Below are 22,860 nucleotides of genomic sequence, written 5' to 3'. Positions count from 1 at the left end.
CCTCAGACCACGTTCGAGACGCGGCCGTAGAGCAACTCGTCGACACCTTCTCCGTAGATGTCGCCCTTGTCGTCGACGCGAAGCGCGAATTGCGGGAGGTTCTGCGTCGCCTGTCCCCAGACCTGCTGGCCGCCCTTCTCGACGTCGAAGCGCGAGTAATGGCCAGGGCAGTTCAGGGTCCGATCGCCGGCGTTGTACATCAAGCCGAAGCCCTTGTGCGGGCAGACGGTCGAGAACGCGACGATGTCGCCGTCGGGCCCGGCGCCACCCTCGACCCGCTGGCCGAGCTTGAGGAGAACACCGGGGCTGTCGGCGTCGGGATAGGAGATGTCGAAAGGCTCGTTCTCGCTGAGGTCGGCGACATTGGCGAGCCGGTTCGACGGGTATTCCACCCGAGCCAGCGAGGGCTGCGCCCGGGCGGGCGCAGCTGCGAAGGGTGCCGCCGCGGCGGCTCCGGCGACGAGACTCCCGCGCAGGAACTGGCGCCGGCCGACATCGACCAGTTTTCGACAATGCATCTTTCCCTCCCCGAGCCGGATCGCAGCCTTGCAGCGTTGGCAGACCGCCGCCTGACAGGCATTCCGCGACCCAGCACGAGAAGAGTACGCCCACAATGCAGCATGTCAACGAAGGCGATTCGATCCCAGCAGGGGCAGTGCCAAGTATCGACTGATCGCAAGAAGCTATCTTTTATAAGACATCTCTTATGTCTTGTGGTTCGCGAGATGCGAGAATGGGCGTCCAGTGCCATTGCGACGCCTGGAAGTTCTTCTTCCGTCGACCGCGACCGGACTTTCAGCCTTGCCTCGGCAGCCGCGTGCACAGGACGGTCGGCCGAGCCTCGCGCGCATCCGTCGCACCCGTAACGAAGGCCCTCCGAGCCAGGCACCGGGGTCGAGAACCGAGCGGGGCTCGACCGGGGCGGCCCCGGCTTCAGTCGCCGGCACCGCGGCGCTTCGTGGCGAGCCCCAGCGCGATCCCGAGCGCGATGCCGATGCCGATGCCGATCCCGATGCTGTCGAGCAGCAGCCCGATCGCCACGCCGATCGCGACGCCGATGCCCAGATTGAGCGGCATGCTTCCCCTCATCTGCCGAACGCGGCGCCGACCGGCCCTGCCGCCCCTTCCGAAAGACGCGGCGCAGCGACAGCCGGAAAGCGCCGCTCCATCAGCCCTCCAGCCCCTCGAAGAGCGCCGTGGAGAGATAGCGCTCGGCGAAGGAGGGGATGATGACGACGATGTTCTTGCCGGCGAATTCCGGCCGGCTCCCGACCTTCACGGCGGCCGCGATCGCCGCGCCGGAGGAGATGCCGACCGGAATGCCTTCCAGGCGCGCCGCAAGGCGGGCGAACTCGAAGGCCTCGTCGTTCGAGACCGTGACGACCTCGTCGTACACCGAGGTGTCGAGCACCTTCGGCGCGAAGCCGGCGCCGATACCCTGGATCTTGTGCGGCCCCGGATTGCCGCCGGAGAGCACCGGGCTGTCCGTCGGTTCGACAGCGACGACGTGCAGGCCGGGCCTGCGCGGCTTCAGCACCTGGCCGACGCCCGTGATCGTGCCGCCCGTTCCGATGCCGGAGACGAACACGTCGATCTCGCCGTCGGTGTCGTTCCAGATTTCCTCGGCGGTCGTCCGCCGATGGATCTCGGGGTTCGCAGGATTCTCGAACTGCTGCGGGATGACGGAATTCGGGATCTCGGCCTTGAGCTCCTCGGCCTTCGCGATCGCCCCCTTCATGCCCTTCGCGCCCTCGGTCAGGACGAGGTCGGCGCCGAACAGGCGCAGCATCTTGCGGCGCTCCACCGACATCGTCTCCGGCATGACGAGGATCAGCCGGTAGCCCTTGGCGGCGGCCGCGAAGGCGAGCGCGATGCCGGTATTGCCCGATGTCGGCTCGATCAGCGTCGTCTCGCCGGGTCGGATGCGGCCGTCGCGCTCGAGCGCCTCGATCATGGCGACGCCGATGCGGTCCTTGACGCTCGCGATCGGGTTGAAGAACTCGAGCTTGGCGAGGAGGTGCGCCTTCACCCCCTTGTCGCGCGCGATCTTGTCGAGACGGACGATGGGCGTGTCGCCGATCGTCTCGGTGATGGAATCGTAGATCCGGCCGCGCCCGGGCCGGTGCTCGGGCTGCGTCTCGATCCGACGGGCAGCTTCGCTCATGGGAGCCTCCTTGGGCCTGCGTTCGGGGAACATTAGGTCGGGACCCCGCCCGGGGCGAGCGCAGCCGTCACGGCGGGGGCGCGCAGAAGAGCATCCGATTTCCAATCGGCCCGTCCGAGTGGAACAGAATTGCGCCTAGCCGCCAAGACCCGTCGAGCCGAAGCCGCCGGCGCCGCGTTCCGTCGCATCGAGATCGAGAACCTCGACCAGCTCCGCGCGGGTGACCGGGGCGAAGACGAGCTGCGCGATCCGCATGCCGCGGGCGATCTCCACGGGCTCTTCGCCGAGATTGACGAGACCGACCATGACCTCGCCCCGATAGTCGCTGTCGATCGTACCTGGCGCGTTCACCACGGTGACGCCGTGGCGCACGGCGAGCCCCGAGCGGGGGCGCACCTGGCCTTCGTAGCCGTCCGGAATCGCCATCGCCAGCCCGGTCGGGACGAGGTGACGGGCACCCGGGGCAAGGCTGACCGGCGCCTCGGCGGGAACGGCGGCGCAGAGATCGAGCCCGGCCGCCCCGGCGCTCTGGTAGCGCGGGAGCCCGATCCCCTGCCCGTGCGGCAGGACGGCGATCGCGACCTTCAGGCTCAAGCCGCGCCTCCCGGCCCGCCGGCCTGCATGAAATGCGCGGCGATCCGCTCCACGAGCGCCCGGGCGACCCCGTCCTTCGGCATCTCGGGCCAGTCCTCGACGCCCGCTTTCGTCACGAGGTGCACCCGGTTCCGCTCGCCGCCCATGATCCCGGTCTCCGGCGACACGTCGTTCGCCACGATCCAGTCGCAGCCCTTGCGCTCGAGCTTGGACTGCGCGTTCGCCAGAAGGTCTTGCGTCTCCGCCGCGAAGCCGACCACGAGCGCGGGCCGGCGGGGGCCGCGGGAAATCGTGGCGAGGATGTCCGGGTTCTCCACCAGGTGGAGTGCGGGCGGCCCCTCGCCCGCCTTCTTGATCTTTTCGGCGCTCTCCCCGGCGGCGCGCCAGTCGGCGACCGCGGCCGCCATCACCGCGACATCGGCAGGCAGGGCCGCCTCGACGGCCGCCAGCATCTCGCGTGCGGTTTCCACGCCCACCACCGCGACCCCGGCCGGCGGAGCGATGCCGACCGGCCCGCTGACGAGCGTGACGTCCGCGCCTGCCTCTGCGAGCGCGGCGGCGATCGCGTGGCCCTGCCGCCCGGACGAGCGGTTTGCGATGTAGCGGACCGGGTCGATCGGCTCGTGCGTCGGCCCGGACGTGACGATCGCGCGGCGCCCGGAGAGCGGCCCCCTGCCTTCGGCGAAGAACGCCTCGGCGGCGGCGACGATCGCCAGCGGCTCGGCCATGCGCCCGAGCCCCGCTTCGTTGCGCTCCGCCATCTCGCCCGCCTCCGGCCCGACGAAGCGCACGCCGTCGGCCCGGAGCTGGCGCACGTTGCGGGCAGTCGCCGGATGACCCCACATGGCCGGGTTCATGGCGGGGGCGACCAGCACCGGACGCGTCGCCGCGAGGAGGACGGCGGAGGCGAGATCGTCGGCGAGGCCATGCGCCATCTTCGCCATCAGGTCGGCGGTCGCGGGGGCGACGACGATGAGGTCGGCCTCGCGCGACAGGCGGATGTGGCCGATGTCGTGCTCCGCCTCGCGGTCCCAGAGGTCGGTGAGCACCCGATCGTGGGCGAGCGCCTGCGCCGCCATCGGCGTGACGAAGCGCGTAGCCGCCTCGGTCATCACCACGCGCACCGTTGCGCCGCGCTCCTTCAGCCGGCGGATGAGGTCGAGTGCCTTGTAGGCGGCGATGCCGCCAGAGATCACGAGGAGGATTCGCTTTGACCGAAGGACGCTCAAGGCCCGCTCCCGAACTGCCGCGCCGGCACTATAGACATGCTGCAACCGCGCGCGAGGCCGTCAGCCGCGGATGAGGGCGGAAAGGCTCGCCACCAGCGCGATCACGGCGATCAGCCACAAGGCCATCCGGTTCCAGCGCGTGTTGCGGGCGACCTCCTTGCCGATGCCGCGGATCGTCTCGTCGTCGAGCTTCAGGCCGTTGCCGGTGGACGCCTCGAGGTTCTCGCTGATGCGGTCGAAGCGGCGCGCGAGCGCCGGCATCTGCCGCGCGATCCGCCCGACCGCCGAGAGCCCGTCCGCGAACTCCGTCACGACGCCGTGGGGGCCGACGAAGCGCTGCACCCATTCCGACACGACCGGCTCGGCCGCCGACCACATGTCGAATTCGGGATCGAGCCGGCGCGCCACGCCTTCCACGACGACCATCGTCTTCTGCAGCAGGATGAGCTCCGGCCGCGTCTGCATGTCGAAGATCTCGGTGATCTCGAAGAGGAGCGTGAGGAGCTTCGCCATCGAGATGTCGCTCGCCCGATGGCCGTGGATCGGCTCGCCGATGGCACGGAGCGCCTGCGCGAAGTCCTCGACCGAATGGATCGCCGGCACGTAGCCGGCCTCGAAATGGACCTCGGCGATCCGCAGGTAGTCGCGCCTGATGAAGCCGTAGAGGATTTCGGCGAGGAACTTCCGTTCCTTGTAGCCGATCCGCCCCATGATCCCGAGATCGACCGCGACGATCCGGCCGTCCGGGTCGACGAACAGGTTCCCCTCGTGCATGTCGGCGTGGAAGAAGCCGTCGCGGAGCGCGTGGCGCAGGAAGGACTGGATGACCGTGACGGCGAGCCGGCGCCGGTCGTGCCCCGCCGCCTCGATCCGCGCGACGTCGCGGAGCTTGATGCCGTCGATCCATTCGGTGACGAGGACGTCGCGGCCGGTCAGGTCCCAGGCGAGGGCCGGCAGGCGGAAATCCGTCTCCTCGCGCACGTTCTCCGCCATCTCGGAGATCGCGGCGGCCTCGAGGCGCAGGTCCATCTCCAGCACGACGCTTCGGTGCAGCGTCTCGACGACGGCCAGCGGCTTCAGCCGCCGGGTCTCCGGCGCATGCCGCTCGATGGCGCGCGCGGCCGAATAGAAGGCCGAGAGGTCGCGCGCGAAACGGCCCCGGACGTCGGGCCGCAGGACCTTGACGGCGACCGTCTCCTCGCCCTCCGGCCGCACCACCACCGCCTTGTGCACCTGCGCGATGGAGGCGGCGGCGACCGGCTCGGAGAAGGACAGGAAGACGGCGTCCACGGGCCGACCGAGATTGGCGGCGACGATCGCCCGCGCCTGCGCTGTCGGGAAGGGCGGCATCTCGTCCTTCAGGCCGGAGAGCGTGTCGGCGAGCTCGGCCCCGACGATGTCCGGCCGAGTGGCGAGGAACTGGCCGAGCTTCACATAGGACGGGCCCAACCGGTTGAGCGCTTCGGAGAGCTGCCGGCCGCGCGCGGCATCGTCGAGGCCGCGGCGCTCCAGCAACCGTGCAAGCCTCACCCCGCGCACGGCCGGGGGCGGCAGGTCCTCCTCGGCCATGAACGAGAACAGGCCCGCCCGGGCGAGGACGAAGCCGGCGCGGGCGAGCCGCAGGGCGTTCAGCACGCGCCGGGGCCTCAGAGCTTCCAGCCGGAATGCATCGCCGCGATGCCGCCGGAGAGGTTCCGGTACTGCACGCGCTCGAAACCGGCCCGCCTGAGCCTGTCGGCGAACTGCTCCTGGTTCGGGAAGGTCCGGATCGATTCCACCAGGTACTGGTAAGCCTCGCGGTCGCCGGTCACGACCTGCCCGATTGCCGGGATCACGTTGAAGGAATATGCGTCGTAGAGGCGGTCGAGCATGGGCACCGCCGCTGCCGAGAATTCCAGGCAGACGAAGCGGCCGCCATGCTTCAGCACCCTGAAGATTTCGCGGAGCGCGACGTCGATGCGCGGCACGTTGCGGATCCCGAAGGCGATGGTGCAGGCGTCGAAGCTGCCGTCGGCGAACGGAAGCGATTCCGCGTTCGCCTCCACGAACCGGATCTTCAGCTCGCGCTTCTCCGCGCGCTCCCGGCCGACGGCGAGCATGGAGCCGTTGATGTCGGCGACGGTCACGTCGGCGAGCCCGTGCGAGCGTTCGACGATACGGGTCGCGATGTCGCCGGTGCCGCCGGCAAGGTCGAGCACGGCCCACGGGCGCCCCCGGCGCGGCACGCCGAGCCAGGCGACCGCCGCGTCCTTCCAGACCCGGTGCATGCCGCCCGACATCAGGTCGTTCATCAGGTCGTAGCGGCGGGCGACGGTGTGGAAGACCTCGTCGACGAGGCCCTGCTTGTCGGTGAGCGGAACGCCCCGGAAGCCGAAATTCGTCGTGTCGGACATGCTCTCGTCGGTTTGCTGTAGGCGCGCGGCGGGACCATATCGGAACGGGCCGCGTTCCGCCACCGAAGGGCCCGCTGGAGATCGTCCCGGATGCCGGAACTGCCGGAAGTGGAAACCGTCCGCCGCGGGCTTGCGCCGGCCGTCGAGGGATCGACGATTGGGCGGGTCGAGCTTCGGCGCCCGGACCTGCGGTTCCCCTTCCCGCAGGGGTTCCGCGAAGGGCTGGAGGGGCGCACCGTGAGGGCCCTCGGGCGCCGGGCGAAATACCTTCTCGGGCATCTCGACGACGGGGCCACGCTCGTCATGCATCTCGGCATGTCGGGCTCGTTCCGCGTCGCGGACGGAACGACCGCGGCCGATGCGTTCCACTTTCCGAGGCGCAAGGACGAGCGCCACGACCACGTCCTCTTCCGTCTCTCGAGCGGCGACGCGATCATCTACAACGACCCGCGGCGCTTCGGCTTCATGACGCTGGTCGAACCGGGCGCCCTGGACCGGCACCCCCTTTTCGCGAGGCTCGGGCTCGAGCCGATGCCGGGCGTCCTCACGGGCGAGGCGCTCGCCGCGCGCTTCGCCGGCCGCACGACGTCCCTGAAGGCGGCGCTCCTCGACCAGAGCGTCGTCGCCGGGCTCGGCAACATCTACGTCTCGGAGGCGCTCTGGCGGGCGCGCCTTTCGCCGCGACGGAGCGCGGGGTCGCTCGTCCGCCGGGACGGCAGCCCTTCGGAACGGCTCGTCCGCCTGACGGAGGCGATCTGCGACGTGATCGCCGACGCGGTCGCCGCTGGCGGCTCGTCGCTGCGCGACTACGTCCGCGCCGACGGCTCGCTCGGCATGTTCCAGCACGCCTTCCGCGTCTACGACCGCGAGCACGAGGCCTGCCCGCGTCCGGGCTGCCGGGGCACCGTCAAGCGGCTCGTCCAGACCGGGCGATCCACCTTCTTCTGCCCCGTCTGCCAGGGCTGAGGCGCCTCCGCGCTGCGGGCCAGCTTTGGTTGAAATTCCGTGACGATTCGATTCGCAATTCGCATTGAAATCGGGGAACACTGCAGCTCTGGCGCGAACGGGTCCGCGAGCGGCCCGGCGCGATGGGGGGTGCATGCCGCACGAGCCGCACGGGCCGGCGCATGGCGGGCGCATGGCGCCGGCGGCCTTCGGGCCGGAGCGGCCCCCCATGCGCGCGCCTACTCCCGCGCTTGCCATTCCATCCGCGAACCGTGCCGTCGCGGCGATGCCGCGACGGTTCGCGCCGCCGCCCCTGCTCCGGATCTCGCCGCGCGCCGTCATACTCGCCGAACGGCTGGCATCGCTGCGGGGAACCTCCGCGGCAGACGAGTTGCTCTCCGCCCGCAGCTTCCGGCGCGACGCCTACTGGCGGGCGCTGGCCGGGCAGCTCGGCGTCGGCTTCATGGACAGCCTCGAGGGCGCGGCGCCCGATCCGGCGGCGGCGCCTCCGCCGTCGGAAGCCCTGCGCCGGGCGGAAGCGGCGATGATCCTCGCCGAGGGGATGCCGACGATGGTGCTCGCACCCGGCGGGGAGAGCCTGGCCGCGCTCGCCGGGCACCTCAACCTCCGCCCCGAGCTCCGCGCCCGCGTGCGGGTCGCCCCGCCCGAGGCGATCCGCGCCTTCCTGCTGCGGACGCACGCGCATCGGCTCCTGCACCTGGCGACCTACCGCCTGGCGCGCGCCATGCCGCTTTGCTCGGCAAGCCGCGTCCCGTCCGCCCAAGGCAGGCGCGACTGGCTCTGGGCCATCTTCGCCGGCGGGATGGCTGGCCTCGGCGCCTTTCCCGCAGAGACGGGCCTGGTCTTCTCGCTCCTCCTCTCGCTGGCCTTCCTGAACTCGGTGACATGGAAGCTCGCGGCCGCCTGCTGCCCGCCCGCCCCCGAAGGGCGCTCGCCGGTGCCGCTGAAGGATGCGGATCTGCCGTCCTATTCCGTCATGGTGCCTCTCTACCGGGAAAGCGCCGTCCTGCCCGCGCTGGTGCGGAACCTCGAGGCCCTCCGCTATCCGCGCTCCAAGCTGCAGGTCGTGCTGATCGTCGAGGCCGACGACATGGAGACAGCCGATGCCCTCGCCGCGCTCGTGCTGCCGCCGCACTTCGAGGTGGTGAAGGTGCCGCCGGCCGAGCCGCGCACCAAGCCGAAGGCGCTCGTCTTCGCCCTCCCGCTCGCCCGCGGCAATTGCGTTGCCGTATTCGACGCCGAGGACCGGCCGGAGCGCGACCAGCTCAGGACGGCGGCGGCGGCGCTGGCGGCTGATCCGCGCCTCGGCTGCGTTCAGGCGAGCCTCGTGCCCGAGAACCGGGACAGCTGGTTCGCCCGGATGTTCGCAATGGAGTATGCGGCGAACTTCGAGGTCCTGCTGCCCGCGCTCGCGCACTGGCGCGTGCCGCTTCCGCTCGGGGGCACGTCGAACCACTTCCCGCGCCACATTCTGCAGCGGGTCGGCGCGTGGGATCCGTTCAACGTGACGGAGGACGCCGATCTCGGGATCCGGCTCGCCCGGTTCGGCTATCGCACCGGCGTGATCCGCTCGCGCACCTTCGAGGAAGCGCCGGTCCGGTTCTCCCAATGGCTGCCGCAGCGGCGGCGCCGGATCAAGGGCTGGATCCAGACGGCGGTCGTCGCCATGGCGGAAGGCACGCCGAAGGCGCGGCGGCTGTCCTTCCGAGACGCGCTCGCGGTCCATGCCGTCGTGACCGGGGCCATTCTCGGGCTGCTGTTCTTCCCGCTGTCGTTCCTCGCCGCGGCCAACGCATCGTACTGGCTCCTGGTCATGGAGGACTCCCTCGGCCCGGTTGCCTGGATGCTGCTCGGGATCTCACTCTGGAACGGCTTCGCCCTGGCGGCGGGAAGCGCGGTGGGCGCAGCGCGCGGGCTGAAGCGGGCGGGCGCCTCCGGCCTCGTCCGACTCATCCCGACTCTGCCCGCCTATTGGATGCTGATGTCCTTCGCCGCCTGGCAGGCGCTCTGGCAGTACCTCACCAAGCCGTTCACCTGGGAGAAGACGCAGCACGGGGTCTCCACGTCCCGCAACGCGGGTTCACCGGGTGTCGCGTGACGGCCCAAGCGGCGCTTCAGAACGCGACCGCCTGGCCGTCCTTGCGCGGGTCCGAGCCGGCGACGTAGCCGCCCTCGATGCGCGCGACGAGCTGGGCGCCGCCGAAGCCGAAGGCGAGATCCGGCGTCTGCATCGCCACCCGATGCCCGCGCCGGCCGAGTTCCTCGAGCGTCCGCGGCTGGAGCCCCGGCTCCACAGCGACTTCGAGGCCGGCCATGTAGCGCCAGCGCGGGGCGTCCACCGCCGTTTGAGGGTCCTGGCCCCAGATCTGCGTCCTGAGCACCATCTGCAGATGGCCCTGCGCCTGCATCGCGCCGCCCATCACGCCGAAGCTCATCAGCGGCACGCTCTCCCGCATCAGGAAGCCCGGGATGATCGTGTGGAACGGCCGCTTGCGCGGGCCGACCTCGTTCGGGTGGCCGGGCTGGAGCGTGAAGCCGGAGCCGCGGTTCTGCAGGCTGATGCCGGTTCCCGGCACGACCACGCCTGAGCCGAAGCCGGCATAGTTCGACTGGATGTAGGAGACCATCATGCCCGCCTCGTCGGCGGCGGAGAGATAGACCGTACCGCCCCGCTTCGGGGCGCCGGGGCCGAAGACCTGCGCCCGCGCCGGGTCGATCAGCCGCGCGCGCTCGGCGAGATAGGCCGGGTCGAGGAGATGGCCCACCGTCACCTCGCGCATGAAGGCCAGGTCGGCCACGTGCGCGTGCACGTCGGCAAAGGCGAGCTTCATCGCCTCGATCTCGAGATGAAGCGCGTCTGCGGCGTCCGGATCGGGCCCGAGATCGAGACGGCCCAGGATGCCGAGCGCGATCAGCGCCGCGATGCCCTGGCCGTTCGGCGGGATCTCGTGGAGCGCTGGCCCGCGGAAATCCTGCGCGATCGTCCCGCACCAGTCCGCTTCGTGCGCGGCGAGGTCCTCGGCGGAGAGCGCGGCGCCGTGCGCGGCAGCGAACGCCGCGACCGCCTCGCCGAGAGGTCCGCGATAGAACGCCTCGCCCTCGCTCTCCGCGATGAGGCGCAGCGACCGCGCCAGCGCATCGCAGCGGAAGAGCTCGCCGGCGGCCGGGGCGCGGCCCTCCGGCATGAAGGCCTCGGCGAAGCCCGGCTGCCGCCCGAGCAGGGCCGCGCCGCGCCGCCAGACCTCGGCGAGGATGGGGGTGACGTGGAAGCCGCGCTCGGCATAGGCGACGGCCGGCTCGAAGAGCGCCGCGAAGGGCAGCCGCCCGAAGCGGCGGGAGAGCGCGACCCAAGCCGACACAGCGCCGGGCACGGTCACGGTCTCCCAGCCCGCCTCCGGCATCGCCTGCCGCCCGGTGAAACGCTCGGGCGTCCAGCCGGCGGGCGAACGGCCCGAGGCGTTCAGGCCGTGCAGGTCCTGCCCGTCCCACAGGATGCAGAAGGCGTCCGATCCGAGCCCGTTGCCGGTCGGCTCGACGACGACGAGCGCGATCGCCGCCGCGAGCGCGGCATCGACCGCATTGCCGCCGCGCTCCAGCATGCGAAGCCCCGCCTGCGCCGCGAGCGGATGCGAGGTGGCGACGACGTTCCGGCCGAAGACCGGGGAGCGCCGCGAGGGGTAGAGCGGTTCGTGGCGGAAGTTCACGGGACGCGGCCCTTCCCTGAAGCTTGCAAGAAACGCGGCAGAAGCGCTGCCAACGGAACGGCGCGCGTGCCCGGGGCAGAGAAATCAGGGCGGGGGTGGCCGCGCGCCCTCACACGTCGAGGTTCGCCACCGACAGGGCGTTCGCCTGGATGAACTCGCGGCGCGGCTCGACCTCGTCGCCCATCAGCTTGGTGAAGATGTCGTCGGCCTCGTCGACCTCGCGGATCCGGACCTGCAGGAGCGATCGGACGTTCGGGTCGAGCGTCGTCTCCCAGAGCTGCTCCGGGTTCATTTCGCCCAGGCCCTTGTAGCGCTGCATGGAGATGCCCTTGCGGCCGTAGGCGAGGATCGTTTCCAGCAGGTCGCGCGGCCCGTAGATCGGCGTCTCCTCGCCCTTGCGGCGCAGCATGGCAGGCTCGCGGTAGAGGCTGCGGAGCGAGTCCTCGTGGGCGTCGAGGCGGCGCGCGTCGGCGGAGGCCATCAAGGCCGGGTCGATGGCGGCGACCTCGGTCACGCCGCGCACGACGCGCTCGAAGGTCAGGCCGCTCTCGTCGCTGAAGGCGCCGGTCCAGCCGCGTTCCGTCTCGTCGGCCAGCACGTCGAGCCGCCGGGCGATGTACTCGGCCGCGGCGGTGCCCTGCTCCGGATTGTCCAGCAGCGCCGGGTCGAGCGCGCCGGCGATCGCCGCCTGCTCGATGACGCTCCGGTTGTAGCGGGAATGCATGCCCTCGATGATGCCGCGGATCTGCCGCGCCTCGTCGACGATGGCGCGCAGATCCTGCCCGCCCCGCTCCTCGCCGGTGGAGAGCGTCAGCACGGCATCCTCGATGCCGCCCGCCGCGAGGTAGTCCTCCAGCGCGCGCTCGTCCTTCAGGTACTGCTCCGACTTGCCGCGCGTGACTTTGTAGAGCGGCGGCTGGGCGATGTAGAGGTGGCCGCGCTCGAACAGTTCCGGCATCTGGCGGAAGAAGAAGGTCAGGAGCAGCGTGCGGATGTGGGCGCCGTCGACGTCGGCGTCCGTCATGATGATGACCTTGTGGTAGCGCAGCTTGTCGGGATTGAACTCCTCCTTGCCGATGCCCGTGCCGAGCGCGGTGATGAGGGTCCCGATCTCCTGGCTGGAGAGCATCTTGTCGAAGCGGGCACGCTCGACGTTGAGGATCTTGCCGCGCAGCGGCAGCACCGCCTGGAAGGCGCGGTTGCGTCCCTGCTTGGCCGATCCGCCTGCCGAATCGCCCTCCACCAGGAAGAGCTCGGAGGCGGCGGGATCGCGCTCCTGGCAGTCCGCGAGCTTGCCCGGCAGCGAGGCCATGTCGAGCGCGCCCTTGCGGCGCGTCAGGTCGCGCGCCCGGCGGGCGGCCTCGCGCGCGGCGGCGGCTTCGGCGACCTTGCCGGCGATGATGCGGCCCTCAGCCGGATGCTCCTCCAGCCACGTCCCGAGCGCCTCGTTGATCGCGTTCTCGACGACGGGGCGGACTTCCGAGGAGACGAGCTTGTCCTTGGTCTGGGAGGAGAATTTCGGGTCCGGCACCTTGACGGAGAGGACGCAGGTTAGGCCCTCGCGGCAGTCCTCGCCGGTCAGCGAGACCTTCTCGCGCTTGGTCACGCCCGAGGCCTCCGCATAGCCGGTGACCTGACGCGTCAGCGCGCCGCGGAAGCCGGCGAGATGCGTGCCGCCGTCGCGCTGCGGAATGTTGTTCGTGAAGCAGAGCACGTTCTCGTGGTAGGTGTCGTTCCACCACAGCGCCGCCTCGACGGTGATGCCGTCGCGCTCGGCCTTCAGCGCGATCGGCTGCGCGATGAGCGGCTTCTTGGCGCGGTCGAGGAACCGGACGAAGGCCTGCAGTCCGCCGTCGTAGCGCATCTCCTCGCGCTTCTCGTCGGGTCCCCGCCGGTCCGTCAGCACGATCGCCACGCCGGAATTCAGGAAGGCGAGCTCACGCAGGCGATGCTCCAGCGTCGCATAGTCGAAATCGACCATGGTGAAGGTCTTGGGCGAGGGCATGAAGGTCACCTGCGTGCCCTTCCGCCCGTCCGCCGGACCCGTGACCCTCAGCGGCGCGACCGCCACGCCGTCCTCGAAGCGCATCTCGTGGCGCCGGCCGGCGCGCCAGACGACGAGATCCAGCCAGGTCGAGAGCGCGTTCACGACCGAGACGCCGACGCCATGCAGGCCGCCCGAGACCTTGTAGGAATTCTGGTCGAACTTCCCGCCGGCATGGAGCTGGGTCATGATGACCTCGGCGGCCGAGACGCCCTCCTCGGGATGGATGTCGGTCGGGATGCCGCGGCCGTCGTCGCTCACCGTGACGGAGCCCTCGGCGTTCAGGATCACCTCGACATGGCTCGCATGGCCGGCGAGCGCCTCGTCGATGGCATTGTCGACGACCTCGTACACCATGTGGTGCAGCCCGGAGCCGTCGTCCGTGTCGCCGATATACATGCCCGGCCGCTTGCGCACGGCGTCGAGGCCCTTCAGGACCTTGATGGAGCCGGCCCCGTACTCGTCGGGTGCGCCGGAATCGATGGCGTTCGTATCGTCGGACATGAGACTCGGGATGCGGTTGCCGGGTCACTTATAGATGGTGTCGACGTGAACGCAATTGAAGGCGAGAACGGGCCGGAAGTGCGCCCTATCCGGCCCGATCCACGCCATTTTCGCGCATGACGGCGCCGTTCGCGACACGGTAGACGGCGCCGGTGCCGGGCAGGTCCCGGAAGAGCAGCGGGTCGGTGCCGGTCATCAGCGCCTGGCCGCCGAGCGCATGGAGCCTCTCGAACAGCGCAGCGCGGCGGTTCTCGTCGAGGTGGGCTGCGATCTCGTCGAGGAGCAGGACCGGAACGAGGCCGCTCGTCGCCGCCACGAGTTCCGCATGGGCGAGGATCAGGCCGATCAGCAGGGCCTTCTGCTCGCCGGTGGAGGACAGCGCCGCCGCGACACCCTTCTCGGCGAAGAGCACGTCGAGATCGGTGCGGTGCGGCCCGAAGAGGGTTCGCCTGGCGGCGCGGTCGCGGCCGCGGCCGTCGCGAAGCGCCTGCCGGTAGGCGAGTTCGGCCTGGGCGGCGGAGCGGCCTTCGAGGAGCGGCTCGAACTCGCCCTGCAGCGAGAGGCCCGCGGCCGGAAAGGCGGACTCCGCCGCCCGGCCCGCGATGCGGGCAGAAAGGAGCGCGACGGTTTCGGCGCGCGCAAGGGCGATGGCGACGCCGCGCGCGGCGAGTTCCGCCTCCACGGCGTCGAGCCAGGACGGCGCGGCGGCGTCCTCGATGAGGCGGTTCCGACTGGTCAGCAGCCGCTCGAACTCGCGCGAACGCCGACCGTGATCCGGATCCACGCTGAGGACGAGACGGTCGAGAAAGCGCCGGCGATCCCCCGCCGGACCGGTGAAGAGGCCGTCCATCGCCGGCGTGATCCACAGGATGCGAAGATATTCGAGGAGAGCCTCGGCGGACGGCGCCGGCTCGCCCTCGATCCGGACGATCCGGCCCTGATCTGCGGAGCCCGGGGCCGGCCGCTCCCAGCCGGTGCCGAGCCGGACGTCGCGCGCCCCGCTGCGCAGGGTCGCAGCGACCGCCCAGCGGTCGCCACCGCCCAGCCGGATCAGTTCCTCGTAGGCGGCCCGCCGCAGTCCCCGGCCCGGCGTGAGCAGCGAGACCGCTTCCAGCAGGTTCGTCTTGCCGGCGCCGTTCGGCCCGACGAACGCCATCAGCCGGCTCCCGACGGCGAGGGACAGCGTCTCGTAATTGCGGAAATCGGTGAGCCTGAGCGAGCCGAGCGTGACGGGTTCCGGCCCGGAAGGACCCTCGTCGGCCGGATCAGACACGCATCGGCATCAGGACGTAGAGCGCGTCGGCGTTGCCCTTGTCCTGGATCAGGGTGGGCGATCCGGGGTCGGCCAGGCGGAACTCCGCCTCGTCGCTCGTCAGCTGCGCCGCGATGTCGAGCAGGTAGCGCGAGTTGAAGCCGATTTCGAGCGGCTCCGAATCGTAGCCGACCGGCAGCTCGTCCGTGGCGCTGCCGGAATCCGGATTGTTGACCGCGAGCACCATGCGGTCCTCGGAGAGGCTGAGCTTCACGGCTCGCCCCCGGTCGGCCGAGATGGTCGAGACCCGGTCGACGGCGCGCTCGAAATCCGCCTTCTCCAGCGTCAGGATCTTGTCGTTCCCCTTCGGGATCACGCGCTCGTAATCCGGGAAGGTCCCGTCGATCAGCTTCGAGGTCAGAACGATGTCGCCGACGGCGAGCCGGATCTTGCCGTCGGAGAGCGAGACCGACACCTCCGCATCGGGGTCCTCGAGGAGCTTCTGGATCTCGCCGACGGTCTTGCGCGGGACGATGATGCCGGGCATGCCCTCGCTCCCCGCCGGCGCCGGGGCCTCCGCCTTGGCGAGGCGGTGGCCGTCGGTCGCCACCGCCCGCAGGCGCGCCTCCCCGCCGCTGCCAACCACGTGGAAGTAGATCCCGTTCAGGTAATAGCGGGTCTCCTCGGTGGAGATCGCGAACTGCGTGCGGTCGATCAGGCGCTTCAGGAGCTGCGCCGGGACGGTGAAGGCGACCGGGAGCTCGCCGGCGTTGAGATCGGGGAAATCGGCGTCCGGCAGCATCTGGAGCGAGAAGCGCGTGCGGCCTGCCTTGAGCGACATCGTGGCGCCTTCGCTGGTGTCGAGCACGACCTCGGCGCCGTCCGGCAGCTTGCGGACGATGTCGTAGAGCATGTGGGCGGGCACCGTGGTGGAGCCCGCCTGGTCGACGCGGGCCGGAGCCCGGTCGACGATCTCCATGTCGAGGTCGGTGGCCTTCAGCGCCAGCGCCTCCCCCTCCGCCCGCAGCAGCACGTTGGCGAGGATCGGAATGGTGTTGCGCCGCTCGACCACGCGGTGGACGTGGTTCAGCGCCCTCAGGAGGTTTGCGCGTTCGATCGTAACCTTCATGACGAACCAATTCCGATGGAGGAGACTGCGCCAGCCCGGCGCAAGGACCGCGAAACTTGACGCGGCGAGGCCGAAAACACAAGAGCCGGAAGGCGCCGCCGTGACCCCCGGGAGGTGGGGAGGCGCGCCTTCCGGCCTTGGAGGCACCGCCCCGGAGGCGGCGCCGTCCGTCCCGCGGCTCAATCCTGGATGAGGCGCTTCAGGAGCTCGATCTCCTGGGCAAGCGTCTCGTCCGCGGAGGCCAGTTCCTCGACCTTGCGAACGGCGTGGAGCACGGTCGTGTGGTCCCTGCCGCCGAAGCGCTTGCCGATCTCGGGGAAGGAGCGCGGCGTCATCGTCTTGGCGAGGTACATGGCGATCTGGCGCGGCCGCACGATGGCCCGCGTGCGCCGGGCGGAGAGGAGATCGTGTTTCGAGACGTTGAAATGGCTCGAGACCACCTTCTGGATGTCCTCGATCTTGATCCGCTTCGGCTCGCGCATGTTCACGAGATCGGCGATCGCGATCTCCGCCAGCGGCACCGTGACCGGCACGTCCGAGAACTCGGCCCTGCAGATCAGCCGGTTGAGCGCGCCGTCGAGGTCGCGGCCATTGGTGGTGACGGTCTGCGCCACGTAGTCGAGGACGGCGTCCGGAATGCGCAGCGCGGGATTGCGTTCGCGCGCGGCCTCAAAGCGCGCGGCGAGGATGCGGCGCCTGAGGTCGAAATCAGGGGCCGCGATGCCGACGGCGACGCCGCCCTTCAGCCGCGAGCGCACGCGCTCGTCGATGTCGAGCTCCGCCGGCGGCCGGTCCGCCGCCACGACCACCTGCTTTGCGCTGTCGAGCAGGGCATTGAGCATGTGGCAGAATTCCTGCTGGACCGATTTTCCGGTCAGGAACTGCATGTCGTCGATCAGCAGGATGTCGATCGCCCGCAGTCGCTCCTTGAAGTCGATGGTGTTGCGGTCCTTGAGCGAGGCGACGAACTGGGTCGTGAACCGCTCCACGGTGAGATAGAGGGTGCGCCGGCGGGCGTCCGTCGAGCGCGCTCCGTTGGCGATCGCCTGCAGCAGGTGCGACTTTCCGAGCCCGACCGAGGCATGGATGTAGAGCGGGTTGTAGGCCGGGGAACTGCCCTCCGGCGACAGCGCGACGGCGCGCGCCGCACGATAGGCGACGTCGTTGGAGCGCCCCTCGCAGAAGCTGGCGAAGCTCAGGCGCCCGTCGAGCGGCGAACCGGCGAAGCGATCCGCGGCTGCGGGCTGCGGCGCCTGCCCGCGATCGTCCTCCTCCCGCGCCGAAGGTGGCGGCGCAATTGTTGCCTCGTCGCCATTGACCACGCGCAGCGCGCTTCGCTGGACGACGTCCACCCGCAGGACGCCCGCATCCTCCTCGCGCCAGAGCTGCAGGATCCGCTCGCCGTAATGCGACTTGATCCAGCCCTTCAGGAAGACGGTCGGAACCGAAAGGCGAACCACCCCTGCCGAGGTCGCCTGATAATCGACCCGCGCGAACCATGAAGTGAAGACGTCCTCACCGAGTTCGGCCCTCAGCCGGCTTCGGACCCGGTCCCAGCTTCGGTCCCCGGCGACCGATCCCGAACCTATGCCATTGCCCCTCTGGACGTCCGTGAGCGACTTCTCTTCAAGCGCCGCACCAGTCAACATTCCGCATGCCTCCGCAATTCGATCCGCATCGACGCATTTACTGAAACTCAAGACTGCACCCAGGGCAGTCCGGACGCCTTCCAGCCTTCCACCGTCCCGCGGTGTCCGCTGCCGTCGCGGCCGCCCTCGAACCCGCCCGCGACGTTGAAGCACCTGGCGTAACCCGCGCGCGTCATCGCAACCGCGGCCGAGGCGCTCCGGCCTCCCGACCGGCAGAGGAAATAGATCGGCGTGTCGCGGTTCGCCGCGAGCGCGGAGAGCGCGCTCTCGAGCTGTCCCACGAACTGCGCGTTCGGCGTTCCGCCCGGGAAAGACTGCCACTCGACGCGCAACGGCTCCCGCCCGACCGCGGAGAGATCCGGAACGCCGACGAAGGCCCACTCCGCCGTGGTCCGGACATCCACCAGGACCGCCTTGCGGTCCTGTTCGAATGCCCTCCACGTCTCTTCCGGACTGACGTCCCCCGCATAGGTTGCAACAGCCATCACGCAATAATCTCCCGTTGCTGCCGAATAAAATTCGGCAACAGACTACTCAACCGACAGTTTGAGCAAAGCGACAGCCACAAAGGGCAAGTCGCCGGTGTCAGCCCCCCGCGGAGATCCTGGAGAGAAACTCCAACCTGCCTGAGTGACAAGACGCCCGGACTTCGCCGCGCCGGAAACCGATCTTCATGTCGACTTCCAGACCCCCGTTTCGTGTTTGTTTTGGCAGGTCGCCTCCGACCCCCGCAACATAGCAAAGCGCGCGGCAGGGGCAACTCCTTGACAGCCCCGATCGGGACGCACGGAGGCATCACCGCGGAGCGAGGAGTTCAGACAATTGGACCGTTTCGGTGCAAACCATTGTGAGTCCGCGACTCGGGACCGGGCCGGGGGCCGCGAGCATGACCGAAGCGCCACGCGCTAATTTTTTGTCGGCCCGGGGATTGACTCGCCACCATTGCCACAAAGTTGCGACCCCTCCCTTCGCGGGGTTGGTAAGACATTGACGCAGCGGGGAAAACTCTGTCGTGAAACTGCAAACAGACTCGGCCGTTAGGAATCGCTTAACGGGGCCGTGGCCGCCTCGCCGAGTACCGTGGAGAACAGATGCGCGGTGCTTGCAAAAACGAAAAACCCCGGCCGCGAGGACCGGGGTTCATGATTCAGACCGGGTGCCGGTTCAGGCGAGCGCGTTCACCCGATGCGCCAGGCGCGACACCTTGCGGGACGCCGTGTTGCGATGGACGACACCCTTCGTCGCGGCCTTCATGATCTGGGGCTGCGCGGCCTCGAGGGCGCTGCGCGCGGCGTCCTTGTCGCCGGAGGCGATCGCCTCCTCGACCTTGCGCACGAAGGTGCGCATCCGCGTGCGCGGAACCTTGTTGGTTGCCGTGCGGCGCGCGATCTTGCGCGCGGCCTTCTTGGCCGAGGGTGTATTCGCCATTCCTGTTCCGCCGTTCAGCTGTCTCGTCGAGGGTGCGGGCACCAAGGCGCCCGGCGTCGGGCGTTCCGATCGCCAACGGCGATCGCGGCCGCCGCGACCGCACATTCGCCCGTTCTATAGGTATCCGTTCGGACCGCGTCAAGAACAGAGGCTCAGCGGTTCCGGAAATGGGGCTCCCGCTTCTCGAGGAACGCGGCCATGCCTTCCTTCTGGTCGGCCGTGGCGAACAGTGCGTGGAAGATGCGCCGTTCGAAGCGCGCGCCTTCAGAGAGGGTCGTCTCGTAGGCGCGGTTGACCGCCTCCTTGGCTGCCGTCACGGCGGGCATGGAGAACGAGGCGATCCGTTGCGCGGCGCGGAGCGCCTCCTCGACGAGAACGCCGCTTTCCACGACGCGCGAGACGAGCCCGCACCGTTCCGCCTCGGCCGCATCCATCATGCGGCCCGTCAGGACCATCTCCATGGCCTTCGACTTGCCGATCGAGCGCGCCAGCCGCTGCGTTCCGCCGGCCCCGGGGATCACGCCCAGGGTGATCTCCGGCAGCCCGAACTTCGCGTTCTCGGCCGCCAGGATGAAGTCGCACATCATGGCGAGTTCGCAGCCGCCACCGAGCGCGTAGCCGGCGACCGCCGCAATCATCGGCTTCCGGCGCTGCCCCACTCTGTCCCAGCTGCCGAGGAAATCGGTGCGATAGGCTGTCACGGAATCGAGCGTCGACATCTCCTTGATGTCGGCACCCGCGGCGAAGGCGCGCTCCGACCCGGTGACGACGATCGCCCCGATCTGCTCGTCGGCATCGAGCTCGTCGAGCGCGTCGTTGAGTTCGGCGACGAGCTCGCTCGACAGCGCGTTGAGCGCCTTCGGCCGATTGAGGGTGACCAGCCCGACACGGCCGCGCCGCTCCAGCCTTATCGTTTCGTACGCCATCTCACGTTCCCTCGGTATCCTCGTTCACCACCGTCGCGATCCGCCACGTCCCGTCCTGCAGGATCAGCAGGTAATGGCAGCGGAACGCGTGGACGACTTCCCCGTCCTGCGCCTCCTGGCGCCAGTCGACCGTCACGAACGCCGAGTTGCCGCTCGTGTTCAGGGCCCGGACCTGCGGGATCATCACCACGATGCCGGCTTCGTCGAAGACGTCGATCAGCGCGTCGGCGTTCTCCTCGATCTCGTCGGCGTCCTCGAAGACGTGGCCGTCGCCGAGCTGCCAGATCACCGCCGGATAGGCGAAGAAGCCGGCCACCGCCTCGGCATCGGCGTCGTCGAAAGCCGCCGCATAACCCCGGAGGAGTTCATTGATCGCCTGCTCGGCCGATCCTTCGGACACGCTCACACCCCCGCCCGCTGCACCGGTTCCGATCACGTCACTCCGGCATGCGAAACGTCAAGTATGCCGGCGCACGGCCGGCGCGCAACGCCTTCGCCTCGTAGCGCGTGCCGGGCCATCCCGCCCACGGGCAGCGCCAATCGTCGGCGGTTTCGGCCGTCCAGCGCAGCCCTCCGTGCGCCTGAACCGCGGCCAGGGTCCAGTCGACGTAGGCGGCCGCGTCGCTGGCGAAGCGGAAGCGCCCGCCGGGGACGAGCAAACGGCAGATGCGGTCGAGATTGCGCGCGTTCACGAAGCGTCGCTTCGCGTGGCGGCGTTTCGGCCAGGGATCAGGGTAGAGCAAGTCGACCTCGCCGAGCGTGTGCGGCGGCAGCCAGTCGAGGAGCGGGACGGCATCGTCGTCGTAGAGCCTGACGTTCCGCAGCCCATCCTCGCCGACCGCCTGCACCCCCTTCGCGAAGGCTGCGACGAACGGCTCGATGCCGACGAAGCCGACCGTCGGGTTGGCGCGGGCCTGGGCGATCAGGTGCTCGCCGCCGCCGATGCCGATCTCCAGCCGCACCTCGTCCACAGGGTGGGGAAAGAGATCCGCCGCCCGCGCGGGCGGCGGCGCGTTCGGGTCCAGCCTCAGCGCCGGAAGATAGGCGGAAAGCGCGGCCTGCTGGGCAGGCTTGAGGGGCTTTCCCCTGCGGCGGCCGAAGAAGGCACCGCCGCGCCCAATCTCATCGATCAGAGCGCATCCTCGATCGCGTCGACCAGGTCGACCCGCTCCCAGGAGAAGCCGCCGTCCTCGTCCGGCTCGCGCCCGAAATGGCCGTAGGCGGAGGTGCGCGCATAGATCGGCCGGTTCAGCTTGAGATGCTGCCGGATCCCGCGCGGCGACAGGTCCATCACCTTCGCCAGCGCCCGCTCCAGCGCGGCCTCGTCGACCTTGGCGGTGTCCTGCGTGTCGACATAGATCGACAGCGGCTGGGCGACGCCGATCGCATAGGAGAGCTGGATGGTGCAGCGATCGGCGAAGCCGCCGGCGACGACGTTCTTCGCGAGGTAGCGCGCGGCATAGGCGGCCGAACGGTCGACCTTGGTCGGGTCCTTGCCGGAAAACGCGCCGCCGCCATGCGGGGCCGAGCCGCCATAGGTGTCGACGATGATCTTGCGCCCGGTCAGGCCGCAATCCCCGTCGGGCCCGCCGATCACGAACTTGCCCGTCGGATTCACGTGCCAGACGGTGTCGTTGCTGATCCAGCTCTCGGGCAGCACCTCGCGGATGTAGGGCTCCACCATCCGGCGGACGTCCGAGGACTCCAACGTGTCGTCGAGATGCTGCGTGGAGAGCACGATCGACGAGACCGCCACCGGCTGCCCGTCGCGGTACTCCACCGTCACCTGCGACTTCGAATCCGGGCCGAGGCCCTTCTCCTCGCCGCTGTGGCGAGCCTCCGCCAGCCGGCGCAGGATCTTGTGCGCGTAGAGGATCGGCGCGGGCATGAGCTCCGGCGTCTCCCGGCAGGCATAGCCGAACATGATGCCCTGGTCGCCGGCGCCCTCGTCCTTGTTCTCGCGGCTGTCGACGCCCTGGGCGATGTCCGCCGACTGCTCGTGCAGGAGCACGTCGATCTGGCAGTTCTCCCAGTGGAATCCTTCCTGCTCGTAGCCGATGTCCCGGATCGCGGCGCGTGCGAGGCTCTCGACGCGGGCAGCGTCGACCTCGTCCGACCCCCGCACCTCGCCCGCGATCACGACGCGGTTGGTGGTGGCCAGGGTTTCGCAGCCGACGCGCGCCTCCGAGAAGGCGCCGAGATGGGCATCGACGACCATGTCGGAGATCCGGTCGCAGACCTTGTCCGGGTGTCCCTCGGACACGGACTCGCTGGTGAAGTGGTAGTTCCGACGCGCCATAAGGTGAGGTCCCGGATCAGTGATGGCAGGAACCGATGCAGCCACGGGAGAAGGTGCATGCAATCGGGCGCGGGACTGTTGCCCCGCAGTTCTCCCAGCGTCAAGAGTTTCGCGTTCCGACGCGACGATCAGCCCGATTCGTCGTGAGCGAGCGACCGGACGAGGTCGATCACCTTGCGGCGGACCTTGGCGTCGCGGATGCGGGCGAAGGCCCTGTTCAGTTCGAGCCCCTCCGACGTCGTCAGGAATTCCATCACGAAGTCCTGCGCCCCGTCCTCGCGCATGCCGTCGGGCTCCCCCGCCTGCGGGGCATCCGGGAAGAAGTAGGAGACCGGCACGTCGAGGACGGTCGAAAGCTGCTGGAGGCGGCTGGCGCCGATCCGGTTCGTGCCCTTCTCGTACTTCTGGATCTGCTGGAAGGTGATGCCGAGCCGTTCGCCGAGCTTCTCCTGACTGAGGCCGAGCATTTTCCGCCGCATGCGCACGCGGCTGCCGACATACACGTCGGTCGGGTTCGGGCGCTTGCCCGAACGTTCTGCGACATCACTCACAAGAAGCCCCTCGGAAGCGATCGACCCA

21 protein-coding genes are annotated in these 22,860 nt (G+C 69.7%); 2 read left to right on the top strand and 19 right to left on the bottom strand.

Annotated elements, in window-relative coordinates; all coding sequences use genetic code 11:
* Positions 1–2 precede the first annotated feature (2 nt).
* The 7 genes from ACUN0C_RS12670 to ubiE form a co-directional block, all read right to left on the bottom strand.
* Positions 3–518: an arsenate reductase (azurin) small subunit gene (locus ACUN0C_RS12670; RefSeq protein WP_445466740.1), complete on the bottom strand. Its 516-nt coding sequence runs from the start codon at positions 516–518 to the stop codon at positions 3–5.
* Positions 519–933: 415 nt separating this feature from the next.
* The gene (locus ACUN0C_RS12665) at positions 934–1,077 is read right to left on the bottom strand and encodes a hypothetical protein (protein ID WP_445466739.1); all 144 of its coding nucleotides are present in this window, start codon (positions 1,075–1,077) and stop codon (positions 934–936) included.
* 91 nt (positions 1,078–1,168) lie between these two features.
* Positions 1,169–2,164 carry a cysteine synthase A gene (cysK, locus tag ACUN0C_RS12660; RefSeq protein ID WP_445466738.1) on the bottom strand — a complete coding sequence of 332 codons (996 nt, stop codon included), beginning with the start codon at positions 2,162–2,164 and terminating at the stop codon, positions 1,169–1,171.
* Between the two features lie 135 nt (positions 2,165–2,299).
* Positions 2,300–2,752 carry a dUTP diphosphatase gene (dut, locus tag ACUN0C_RS12655; protein WP_445466858.1) on the bottom strand — a complete coding sequence of 151 codons (453 nt, stop codon included), beginning with the start codon at positions 2,750–2,752 and terminating at the stop codon, positions 2,300–2,302.
* A gap of 2 nt (positions 2,753–2,754) precedes the next feature.
* Positions 2,755–3,987, bottom strand: coding sequence for a bifunctional phosphopantothenoylcysteine decarboxylase/phosphopantothenate--cysteine ligase CoaBC (gene coaBC / locus ACUN0C_RS12650; RefSeq protein WP_445466737.1), 1,233 nt, complete (start codon positions 3,985–3,987; stop codon positions 2,755–2,757).
* A gap of 60 nt (positions 3,988–4,047) precedes the next feature.
* Positions 4,048–5,622 (bottom strand): 2-polyprenylphenol 6-hydroxylase, encoded by a 1,575-nt coding sequence (ubiB, locus tag ACUN0C_RS12645; RefSeq protein ID WP_445466736.1) that lies wholly within the window; start codon positions 5,620–5,622, stop codon positions 4,048–4,050.
* 11 nt (positions 5,623–5,633) lie between these two features.
* Positions 5,634–6,443 (bottom strand): bifunctional demethylmenaquinone methyltransferase/2-methoxy-6-polyprenyl-1,4-benzoquinol methylase UbiE, encoded by an 810-nt coding sequence (gene ubiE / locus ACUN0C_RS12640; protein WP_445466735.1) that lies wholly within the window; start codon positions 6,441–6,443, stop codon positions 5,634–5,636.
* 27 nt (positions 6,444–6,470) lie between these two features.
* Here ubiE and mutM point away from each other — a divergent pair, with 27 nt between their 5' ends.
* Positions 6,471–7,346 (top strand): bifunctional DNA-formamidopyrimidine glycosylase/DNA-(apurinic or apyrimidinic site) lyase, encoded by an 876-nt coding sequence (gene mutM / locus ACUN0C_RS12635; RefSeq protein ID WP_445466734.1) that lies wholly within the window; start codon positions 6,471–6,473, stop codon positions 7,344–7,346.
* 265 nt (positions 7,347–7,611) lie between these two features.
* The gene (locus ACUN0C_RS12630) at positions 7,612–9,444 is read left to right on the top strand and encodes a glycosyltransferase (protein WP_445466733.1); all 1,833 of its coding nucleotides are present in this window, start codon (positions 7,612–7,614) and stop codon (positions 9,442–9,444) included.
* Between the two features lie 16 nt (positions 9,445–9,460).
* Here the strand turns inward: ACUN0C_RS12630 and ACUN0C_RS12625 are convergent, their stop codons facing one another.
* The 12 genes from ACUN0C_RS12625 to ACUN0C_RS12570 all read right to left on the bottom strand — a co-directional run bounded on the left by ACUN0C_RS12625 (position 9,461) and on the right by ACUN0C_RS12570 (position 22,832).
* Entirely contained in the window at positions 9,461–11,050 is a 1,590-nt protein-coding gene (locus ACUN0C_RS12625) for a gamma-glutamyltransferase family protein (RefSeq protein WP_445466732.1), read from the bottom strand.
* A gap of 109 nt (positions 11,051–11,159) precedes the next feature.
* On the bottom strand, positions 11,160–13,598 hold the full coding sequence (gene gyrB, locus ACUN0C_RS12620; protein WP_445466731.1) for a DNA topoisomerase (ATP-hydrolyzing) subunit B: 2,439 nt from the start codon (positions 13,596–13,598) through the stop codon (positions 11,160–11,162).
* Between the two features lie 85 nt (positions 13,599–13,683).
* Positions 13,684–14,871, bottom strand: a complete 1,188-nt coding sequence (gene recF / locus ACUN0C_RS12615) for a DNA replication/repair protein RecF (RefSeq protein ID WP_445466730.1) — start codon at positions 14,869–14,871, stop codon at positions 13,684–13,686.
* Positions 14,864–15,979 carry a DNA polymerase III subunit beta gene (gene dnaN / locus ACUN0C_RS12610; protein ID WP_445466729.1) on the bottom strand — a complete coding sequence of 372 codons (1,116 nt, stop codon included), beginning with the start codon at positions 15,977–15,979 and terminating at the stop codon, positions 14,864–14,866. The genes recF and dnaN overlap by 8 nt, the downstream gene beginning before the upstream one ends.
* 179 nt (positions 15,980–16,158) lie before the next feature.
* A complete protein-coding gene (gene dnaA / locus ACUN0C_RS12605; RefSeq protein WP_445466728.1) occupies positions 16,159–17,628 on the bottom strand; it encodes a chromosomal replication initiator protein DnaA in 1,470 nt (489 codons plus the stop codon).
* A 47-nt stretch (positions 17,629–17,675) separates the two neighbouring features.
* Complete coding sequence (locus ACUN0C_RS12600; protein ID WP_445466727.1) at positions 17,676–18,113, bottom strand: rhodanese-like domain-containing protein; 438 nt, start codon at positions 18,111–18,113, stop codon at positions 17,676–17,678.
* Positions 18,114–18,792: 679 nt separating this feature from the next.
* Positions 18,793–19,056: a 30S ribosomal protein S20 gene (gene rpsT, locus ACUN0C_RS12595; protein ID WP_445466726.1), complete on the bottom strand. Its 264-nt coding sequence runs from the start codon at positions 19,054–19,056 to the stop codon at positions 18,793–18,795.
* A gap of 152 nt (positions 19,057–19,208) precedes the next feature.
* On the bottom strand, positions 19,209–19,982 hold the full coding sequence (locus tag ACUN0C_RS12590) for an enoyl-CoA hydratase (RefSeq protein WP_445466725.1): 774 nt from the start codon (positions 19,980–19,982) through the stop codon (positions 19,209–19,211).
* A gap of 1 nt (position 19,983) precedes the next feature.
* A complete protein-coding gene (locus ACUN0C_RS12585) occupies positions 19,984–20,382 on the bottom strand; it encodes a nuclear transport factor 2 family protein (protein ID WP_445466724.1) in 399 nt (132 codons plus the stop codon).
* Positions 20,383–20,419: 37 nt separating this feature from the next.
* Positions 20,420–20,953 (bottom strand): tRNA (guanine(46)-N(7))-methyltransferase TrmB, encoded by a 534-nt coding sequence (gene trmB, locus ACUN0C_RS12580; RefSeq protein ID WP_445466723.1) that lies wholly within the window; start codon positions 20,951–20,953, stop codon positions 20,420–20,422.
* 158 nt (positions 20,954–21,111) lie between these two features.
* Positions 21,112–22,281 (bottom strand): methionine adenosyltransferase, encoded by a 1,170-nt coding sequence (metK, locus tag ACUN0C_RS12575; protein WP_445466722.1) that lies wholly within the window; start codon positions 22,279–22,281, stop codon positions 21,112–21,114.
* A 128-nt stretch (positions 22,282–22,409) separates the two neighbouring features.
* Complete coding sequence (locus ACUN0C_RS12570) at positions 22,410–22,832, bottom strand: helix-turn-helix domain-containing protein (RefSeq protein WP_445466721.1); 423 nt, start codon at positions 22,830–22,832, stop codon at positions 22,410–22,412.
* Positions 22,833–22,860 lie beyond the last annotated feature (28 nt).

It is taken from the genome of Faunimonas sp. B44, from assembly GCF_052655945.1.
Note: the sequence above shows the minus strand (reverse complement) of the source record. Positions and strands in the feature narration are given on the sequence as shown.

Coding starts and splice junctions, on each gene's coding strand:
- ACUN0C_RS12670 (WP_445466740.1), bottom strand. CDS start 518: ATGCATTGTCGAAAACTGGTCGATGTCGGCCGGCGCCAGTTCCTGCGC.
- mutM (WP_445466734.1), top strand. CDS start 6,471: ATGCCGGAACTGCCGGAAGTGGAAACCGTCCGCCGCGGGCTTGCGCCG.
- rpsT (WP_445466726.1), bottom strand. CDS start 19,056: ATGGCGAATACACCCTCGGCCAAGAAGGCCGCGCGCAAGATCGCGCGC.
- dnaA (WP_445466728.1), bottom strand. CDS start 17,628: ATGTTGACTGGTGCGGCGCTTGAAGAGAAGTCGCTCACGGACGTCCAG.
- cysK (WP_445466738.1), bottom strand. CDS start 2,164: ATGAGCGAAGCTGCCCGTCGGATCGAGACGCAGCCCGAGCACCGGCCC.
- ACUN0C_RS12630 (WP_445466733.1), top strand. CDS start 7,612: ATGCCGCGACGGTTCGCGCCGCCGCCCCTGCTCCGGATCTCGCCGCGC.
- ACUN0C_RS12600 (WP_445466727.1), bottom strand. CDS start 18,113: ATGGCTGTTGCAACCTATGCGGGGGACGTCAGTCCGGAAGAGACGTGG.
- ACUN0C_RS12665 (WP_445466739.1), bottom strand. CDS start 1,077: ATGCCGCTCAATCTGGGCATCGGCGTCGCGATCGGCGTGGCGATCGGG.
- ACUN0C_RS12590 (WP_445466725.1), bottom strand. CDS start 19,982: ATGGCGTACGAAACGATAAGGCTGGAGCGGCGCGGCCGTGTCGGGCTG.
- gyrB (WP_445466731.1), bottom strand. CDS start 13,598: ATGTCCGACGATACGAACGCCATCGATTCCGGCGCACCCGACGAGTAC.
- metK (WP_445466722.1), bottom strand. CDS start 22,281: ATGGCGCGTCGGAACTACCACTTCACCAGCGAGTCCGTGTCCGAGGGA.
- dnaN (WP_445466729.1), bottom strand. CDS start 15,979: ATGAAGGTTACGATCGAACGCGCAAACCTCCTGAGGGCGCTGAACCAC.